At 71.3% G+C, this 7,829-nt stretch carries 7 protein-coding genes; 2 read left to right on the forward strand and 5 right to left on the reverse strand.

The genetic code is table 11. From position 1 onward, the window contains the following. Nucleotides 1-254: 254 nt before the first annotated feature. The 3 genes from ACWD6R_RS35100 to ACWD6R_RS35110 all read right to left on the reverse strand — a co-directional run bounded on the left by ACWD6R_RS35100 (nt 255) and on the right by ACWD6R_RS35110 (nt 2,131). Nucleotides 255-1,157: an HhH-GPD family protein gene (locus ACWD6R_RS35100; RefSeq protein WP_406420507.1), complete on the reverse strand. Its 903-nt coding sequence runs from the start codon at nt 1,155-1,157 to the stop codon at nt 255-257. Between the two features lie 169 nt (nt 1,158-1,326). Then, entirely contained in the window at nt 1,327-1,740 is a 414-nt protein-coding gene (locus ACWD6R_RS35105; protein WP_451822437.1) for a phosphatase PAP2 family protein, read from the reverse strand. Between the two features lie 82 nt (nt 1,741-1,822). Beyond that, a complete protein-coding gene (locus ACWD6R_RS35110; RefSeq protein ID WP_451822438.1) occupies nt 1,823-2,131 on the reverse strand; it encodes a hypothetical protein in 309 nt (102 codons plus the stop codon). Between the two features lie 175 nt (nt 2,132-2,306). Here ACWD6R_RS35110 and ACWD6R_RS35115 point away from each other — a divergent pair, with 175 nt between their 5' ends. After that, entirely contained in the window at nt 2,307-3,113 is an 807-nt protein-coding gene (locus tag ACWD6R_RS35115) for a hypothetical protein (protein ID WP_451822439.1), read from the forward strand. A gap of 232 nt (nt 3,114-3,345) precedes the next feature. Here the strand turns inward: ACWD6R_RS35115 and disA are convergent, their stop codons facing one another. Both disA and radA read right to left on the reverse strand, forming a co-directional pair. Continuing rightward, a complete protein-coding gene (disA, locus tag ACWD6R_RS35120) occupies nt 3,346-4,470 on the reverse strand; it encodes a DNA integrity scanning diadenylate cyclase DisA (RefSeq protein WP_327245732.1) in 1,125 nt (374 codons plus the stop codon). An 80-nt stretch (nt 4,471-4,550) separates the two neighbouring features. Beyond that, complete coding sequence (gene radA / locus ACWD6R_RS35125; RefSeq protein ID WP_451822440.1) at nt 4,551-5,963, reverse strand: DNA repair protein RadA; 1,413 nt, start codon at nt 5,961-5,963, stop codon at nt 4,551-4,553. 195 nt (nt 5,964-6,158) lie between these two features. Here radA and ACWD6R_RS35130 point away from each other — a divergent pair. Continuing rightward, nucleotides 6,159-7,829, forward strand: a 1,671-nt coding sequence (locus ACWD6R_RS35130) for a BACON domain-containing protein (protein WP_451822441.1), incomplete at its 3' end; no start/stop codon positions are given.

Below are 7,829 nucleotides of genomic sequence, written 5' to 3' on the forward strand. Positions count from 1 at the left end.
GCAGGGGAGACCCCATCCGAGGGCCTTCCGGCGCCTTGGAATCGCACGCACCAGACCGCGTCCGCTTTCCGATCGAAGGTCACCCGACAGGCTCTAAGACCGACCGGCAAATGGGGGGCGGCGTCACGGGGCTGGGGCGCGCACCTCGCGGCGTTGTCGTCAATCACCATGGCTCCGCCATGTCTCAATCCTCCGCCTTGCAGCTGCACGCACCCAGCCCCGCTCCTTCTCCCACCCCCCATTTGCCGGTCGGTCTAACTCTGCGGAAGTCGGTACTGGCCGCCCGGGAGCGGCTCGACCAGGCCGTCGGCGACCAGGCCGTCCAGCGCCCGTGCCCGTTGCACCGGCTCGTCCCACACGGTGTCCAGTGCCGCCTGTGACACCGGGGTCACCGCCTCGCGCAGAACGGCGAGCAACCGTCCGCGCACCTGCCGGTCCGTACCGGCGTAGGTCTGACCGCGGCGCGGAGGCCCCTCGTGCGCGGGCTTCCCGGCCAGCCGCCAGGCGCACTGCGTCGCGATCGGGCATTGCGTGCAGTCCTCGTTCTTGGCGGTGCAGACGAGCGCGCCGAGTTCCATCGTGGCTGCCGCCCAGCGGGCCGCGCGTTCGTCCTCGTCGGGGAGGAGCGCGCGGGCGAGCTTCCGCTCGGCGGCGGTGGTCGCGTTCGGCGGGTACTGAATGCCGGTCGCGGCCCGGGCGAACACCCGGCGGACGTTCGTATCGAGCACGGGATGCCGCTGCCCGTACGCGAACGAGGCCACGGCCGCCGCTGTGTACTCACCGATCCCGGGCAGTGCGAGCAGCTGGCCGTGCTCGCTCGGTACGTCGCCGCCGTGCCGTTCCGTTATTGCCTGCGCGGCGCCGTGCAACCGCAGCGCACGCCGCGGGTAACCGAGCCGGCCCCACGCGCGGACCGCTTCACCGGGCGGCTCGGCGGCCAGGTCGGCGGGGCGCGGCCAGCGGGCCAGCCACTGTTCGTACACCGGGATGACCCGGCTGACGGGGGTCTGCTGCAGCATGAACTCGCTCACCATCACACCCCAGGCACCCGCCTCGGGGCGGCGCCAGGGCAGATCGCGGGCGTGCTGGTCGAACCACCCGATCACGGGAGTGTGGAGGGATGTGGGGGGCGTCTGTGTCGCAGTCATGGCAGTCATCGCATGCCGATCCTGACACGGAAGGGCAGACGATGGTCATGGTCACGGTGGTGTCGCCCCGCTTGAGGGCCCTTGGGGTGATAACGCCACCCGTCTGTCCCCACGACGAGACCCGGTCAGCGTCTTCGCCCGGGCTGCCGCCCGTGCTTTCGCCCAGGCCCCGGCCCGATCAGCGATCTGTGCTGTGGCCCCGGGCAGGGCCGCCCGCCCCCGGGCCGGATATCCAGACCGCGAGGGATGCCCGGCGGTCCCGCACCGTCCGGGCGAGCGAGCGCGTCGGACGGGACAGCAGGACGGTCACCAGCGCCGCCACGGATCCGCCCACCAGCAGCCCCACCGCGACATCGTGCGGATAGTGCACCCCGACAAAGACCCGGGAGAGCGTCATCAGCAGCGCCATCGGCACTGTGAACCAGGCCGTGCGCGGCCGGGCGCACGCCAGTGCGACGGTGGCGGCGCCGGCTATGGCCGCGTGATTGCTCGGGAACGACCAGTCGCCCCTCGACGGGCAGGGCGCCAACGAGGCTGCCGCGCCGACGACCGCACGACGCGGGCGTTCCTCGTCCACGACCGTCTTGAGCACCTCACTGACGACATATGGCCTCCCCCGCGACAGGGAGTGGGCTCCCGGCGCCCTGCGACTTTGCTTGCGGCGTTGTCGTCGGTCACCGACGCTCCGCGTCGACTCCGTCCTCCGCCGTGCCATCGAAGCCGCATGACGCCGCTCGCTGATCCACTCCCTGCCGCGGGGGAGGCCGATAGCCGACCGCCGTCGCGAGGGGCGCAAGCACCGAGCGGGCCAGGGCTCCCGCATGTTCTCCGCGCGCCCGCCACCAGCCGACGACGAACAGGACGCCGAGGACCAGCAGCCCGAGTTCCGTCCATATTTCGGCGAGATGCTGCACCCACGGTGGCGCGCCGTGTGCGAAGTCGGTGATGTCCCTGTACACAGCCTCAGTGGTCGCACTCTTCATGTGACTGACCGTAGGCAACGGTGCGCGGTCGTCACATTGCGCGATCGTCAGGGGCCGCACCTGACGAAAGTAGAGGTCGGAATCCAGCCACCCCATGATGATGATCCGCAAAACTTGAGGGTCGGAGCGGCGGGTGGGGCGGGAGTTGGCGCGGATCTCTCGTACAGTTTGCGCCGTGGGATCTCTGCGCAATCCGATCGGGCCGCTACCCTCCACCATCTACTGGCGGCGGAGGGCCGTAGCGGCGACGCTGATTGCGCTGCTCGCGCTGCTGATCGTATGGGCCGTCACCTCCAGTGGGAGCAAGGGGAACAAGGACGATTCCCGGCCCAATGGGTCCGGCCCCGCACACTCCATCGGTCCTGGACCTGCCAGTACCGGGCCGGCCATCAGTCAACAGCCGGGCGGGCGCGACGAGTCGGGCACCACCGACGGCAGCAGCGGTACCGACGCGGGCTCCGAGGACACCACGGGCGGGACGGGCGACGGCAGCAACGGCGCCCCCGGCACCGGATCGGATTCCGGCAGCGCGTCCGGCGGCGGAACCGAGGGCCGGCAGGTCCCGGCCGGCTCCTCGATTCCCGACTGCACCGCTTCCGCACTGCAGTTGACCCTGCGCACCGGGCTCAGGTACGGCCCCGGCGAGAAGCCGAAGTTCCAGTTGATCGCCAAGAACACCTCGTCCACCGCCTGCAAGGCCGACTTCGGACCGAAGAGCGCGGTGCTCACCGTCACCGAGGCCGGTGGCGATGACGCCGAGGTGTGGTCCTCCAAGGACTGCCCGCGCAACGCGGGCAGTGTGCTGCTGGAGGTCCCGGCGGGCGCGACCATCGTTCACGCCGTGGAGTGGGACCGGCAGAAGAGCGCTCCGCAGTGCGCGACGCCGTCCGCAGGATCCGCGGGGCCGGGTACGTACCTCGTCGAGGCGAAGGCCGCCGGCGAGCCCCTGCAGCGCGCATCGTTCGTCCTCGCGAAGGACTGACGCGAAAGGCCCACTTGCGAAGTAACGGCGTGCGAAGGGCCAGTTCGAGAAGGACGAGTCCGCGAGGAGCCGACGCGAACGGCCGACGGGAAAGACCGGCTCGCGCAGTACCGGCCCGCCAATGACCGGCCCGCGAAGTGCCGACATGCTGAGCAGGACGTGAACACGGTCCCACACGCACGTCGGGGCCCGGTCAACCGACCGGGCCCCGAGCCGACGTGAGACCCGCCCCCTACACGTACCGCTCAAGAATCGACGACTCGGCCAGCCGCGAGAGCCCCTCGCGCACGCTCCGCGCCCGCGCCTCGCCGACCCCGTCCACCGTCTGGAGATCGTCCACGCTCGCCGCGAGCAGCTTCTGCAGTCCTCCGAAGTGCTCCACGAGCCGGTCGATGATCGCTCCGGGCAGTCGCGGCACCTTCGCCAGCAGCCGGAAGCCGCGCGGCGAGACCGCCGAGTCCAGGGTCTCGGGCGAGCCGCTGTACCCCAGGGCCCGCGCCACGACGGGCAGTTCGAGCAGCTCGGTATGAGAGAGCGCGTCCAGCTCGGTCAGCGCCTCCGCGACCGTACGGGACCGCTTCGCGGTCGGCTCCGGCACATAGTCGCGCACGACCAGCTCGCGCTCCGGCTCGACGCCCGCGATCAACTCGTCGAGCTGGAGCGAGAGAAGCCGGCCGTCGGTGCCCAGCTCCACCACGTACTCGGCGATCTCGGTCGCGATCCGGCGCACCATCTCCAGCCGCTGTGCGACGGCCGTCACATCGCGGACCGTCACCAGGTCCTCGATCTCCAGCGCGGAGAGCGTGCCCGCCACCTCGTCGAGCCGGAGCTTGTACCGCTCCAGGGTGGCGAGGGCCTGATTGGCGCGCGACAGGATCGCGGCGGACTCCTCCAGGACCCGGCGCTCCCCGTCCACGTACAGCGCGATCAGACGCATCGACTGCGAGACCGAGACGACAGGGAAGTTGCACTGCTTGGAGACCCGGTCCGCCGTGCGGTGGCGGGTGCCGGTCTCCTCGGTGGGGATGGAGGCGTCCGGGACCAGCTGCACGCCGGCCCGGAGGATCTTGCTCATGTCCTTGTCGAGGATCAGCGCCCCGTCGAGCTTGGCCAGCTCGCGCAGTCGCGTCGCGGTGAACTCGACATCCAGCACGAAGCCGCCGGTGCACATGGACTCGACGGTCTTGTCCATGCCCAGCACGATCAGCCCGCCGGTGTTGCCACGGAGAATGCGTTCCAGGCCGTCCCGCAAGGCCATTCCGGGCGCGACGGCGCTCAGCGAGGCGCGCATCAGCGCCTCGTTACCGGTGCCTTGGCCGGACTTTCCGGGCGATGCTGCCCGGTCGTTGGCTGCCACAGCACTCCTCCGGTTACAGGTTTGCGGTGCCCTTACGTCCCTCATACCGTTCGTACGGACGGGCGAGACCAGGGCAAAGTCTACCGGCGCGCGTTGTCCTCCCGTGGGGCCTCCGTACGAGACCGGCGCGGGAGCACTCTCAGCGCGTCGCCCATGTTGGCGACTTCCGTGACCTTCATACCGGCCGGGACCTTCCCCGGGTCGGTCGGGACCAGTGCGTGGGTGAAGCCCAGCCGGTGTGCCTCGGCCAGTCTGCGCTGCACCCCGGTCACGCGTCTGACCTCGCCCGCGAGGCCCACTTCGCCGATCGCCACCAGGTTCTTGGGCAGTGGTGTGTCGCTTGCCGCACTGGCCAGCGCCAGTGCGACCGCGAGGTCGGCGGCGGGCTCGGAGAGCTTCACACCGCCGACCGTCGCGCTGTAGATGTCCCGCTTTCCGAGCGAGCTGATCCGGCCGCGCTGCTCCAGAACGGCCAGCATCATCGAGACCCGGGACGTCTCGAGCCCGGAGGTGGTGCGCCGGGGCGACGGGATCTGCGAATCGACCGTCAGCGCCTGCACTTCGGCGACGAGCGGGCGACGTCCCTCCAGGGTGACTGTGAGACAGGTGCCGGGTACGGGTTCGTCGCGCCGGGTGAGGAAGAGCCCGGACGGATCGGCGAGGCCGGTGATGCCCTCGTCGTGCAGTTCGAAACAGCCGACCTCGTCCGTCGCGCCGTACCGGTTCTTCACGCCGCGGACCAGCCGGAGGCGTGCATGACGGTCGCCCTCGAAGGACAGCACCACGTCGACGAGGTGCTCCAGCAGCCGCGGTCCGGCGATCGCGCCGTCCTTGGTGACGTGGCCGACCAGCAGCGTGGACATGCCGCGATCCTTGGAGGCGCGGATGAGCGCTCCGGCGACCTCCCGGACCTGCGCCATACCGCCGGGCGCACCGTCGATCTCGGGCGAGGCGACGGTCTGTACGGAGTCGAGGACGAGCAGGGACGGCTTGACCGCGTCCAGATGGCCGAGGACCGCGGAGAGGTCGGTCTCGGCCGCGAGGTAGAGGTGGTCGTTGATCGCGTGGATCCGGTCGGCACGCAGCCGCACCTGGCTCGCGGACTCCTCCGCGGTGACATAGAGGGTGCGGTGCTCGTCACTGGCTGCCTTGGCTGCCACGTCCAGCAGGAGCGTCGACTTACCCACGCCCGGCTCGCCCGCGACCAGCACCACAGCGCCGGGGACCAGCCCGCCGCCGAGCACCCGGTCCAGCTCGTCGACACCGGTCGACCGGGCGGTGGCCTGCCGGCTGTCGACCTGGCCGATGGGGAGAGCGGCCGTGCTCACGCGGCCGGCCGCCGTCGTCCGTACGGCAGGGGCACCGCCGAATTCCTCGACCGTCCCCCATGCCTGGCATTCGGGGCAGCGGCCGAGCCACTTGGCGGTGGTCCAGCCGCATTCGGTGCAGCGATAGGACGGCCGGTCCTTCGCGGATTTCGTACGGGCAGCCATGGCGCCACCGTATAGGTGAGGACTGACAACACCGCCCGGCGCGGGTGCATGGGCGGTCGCGGTGGCAGGGAACGGAGAGGAGGCTCCGGCGGAATCAGGGGCTCCTGTTCCATTTTGAGCGATACGTTCACCCGTAAGGGTTAAAAGTGGGCAAGAGACGCCAAGAACATGCCTTGCCCTGCCTACGGTCGCCGGGTGACGAGCAGCAGACTGGAGACCCCTACATCCACCACCGGCGCACACCGGACGCAGCGCCGTGCGCCCCACTCGTCGCCGCAGAGACCGCCCGCCCGTTACGAGCCGCATCTCGACGGCCTGTTCACCTACTGCCTCTCCGTGCTCTGCGACCACGACAGCGCCGTCGAGGCGCTCGGGAGTGTGCTCGCCATCGCGGAACGGCAGGACGGGCGGTGCCCCGCGGGTGAGGAGGAACGTAAAACCTGGCTGTACGCGCTGGCCAGGTGGACGTGCCTGCGCAAGCTCGCCGAGCAGAAACGGGGTCGTCAGGCGCATCGCCAGCAGCCGGGGAAGCAGTCGGGCGGGAAGTTTCCCAGGGGGGCGCGTTCGGAAAACCGTACGTTCCCGGCCGTCACCCCACCTCCGGCCACCAGCGAGGCGGGCCTCACGAACGCCCCCGCTCCGCCCCCCGATTCCACCCCGGCCGCCGAAGCGCACCGCCGCGAACTCGCGCAGCTCGCCTGGCCCGAAGCGGCCGGCACCACCCCCGAACAACGCGAAGCGCTCGAACTGGCCGTACGCCACCGCCTCGCCCCGAGCGCCGTGGCCGCCGTCCTCGGCCTCGAACCCGCGACCGCCCGCGAGATCCTCGCCGCCGCGGCCTGCGAGGTGGAACGCACCCGCGCCGCCCTCGCCGTCGTCGAGACCGGCAACTGTCCCACCGTCGCCCGTCTCACCGGCGACCGCCGGGTCTTGCTCTCCGCCGCCCTGCGCCGCGAACTCGTCCGTCACGTCGACGACTGCCCCCGCTGCCGTCGCGCCGCCGAACGGGCGGGCGCCGAGGGCCCCTGGCCGGGCGGTGCCTTGACCCCTGCGGCCGCGCTGCCGGTCGCGGAGGCGCCGCGGCCGTCCGCATACGTCGCGATGATCCATGCCCAGAGGAATCGGTCCGGCAGTCCGCGCTTCGACCGGGCGGGCTTCCCGGTGGACCCCAAGGACCACGCCGCGCGCCGGGACCGGCTCCGGGCGAGGGTCGTGACGACGACGGTGGTGGCGACGGTTGTCGCCGCCCCCGTGATTGCCCTGTGGTCCGCCTATCGGGGGGCGCCGCTGACCGGCGAGGGGCACGATGGAGCGTCGGTCACCGCGGCCGGGACGGACGACCGGCGCGGTCTCGACGGCGACCCGTACGACCGCTACGAGAATGCGGGCAACGCCAGCCCCGAGCCCGGCGCCCGCTTCAAGGACGGCAGCCGTACACCGGATGTCTCTGCCGAGGTCATCAGCTCGGGGACGGGACAGCACGGCCCCAGCAGGATCCGGGTCACGGCCCGTTCCTCCGGTGGCGCGACGCTGATCACGCTGACGGCCTCGGGCGGCGCGCCCGTGGCCTGGTCGGCGCGGGCGGATGTGCCCTGGCTGCGCCTCAGCAGGTCCTCCGGCACCCTTGCCGCAGGTGAGAGCGTCACGATCCGCGTCCTCGTCGACCATGCGAGGGAACCGGCGGGTGCCTGGGGTGCCCGTATCGGCCTCGCCCCATCGGGCTCGGCGGTGGCGATCAGCGGGTACGGAGCGACGTCGTCCGGCGGCCCGTCCGCCCCGCCGCCGTCCTCACCCGGTCCCACGGCTCCGTCGCCGGACCCGACTCAGCCACCGTCACCGGACCCGTCGAACTCGTCCAGTCCGTCC

It is taken from the genome of Streptomyces sp. NPDC005151 (assembly GCF_053599875.1).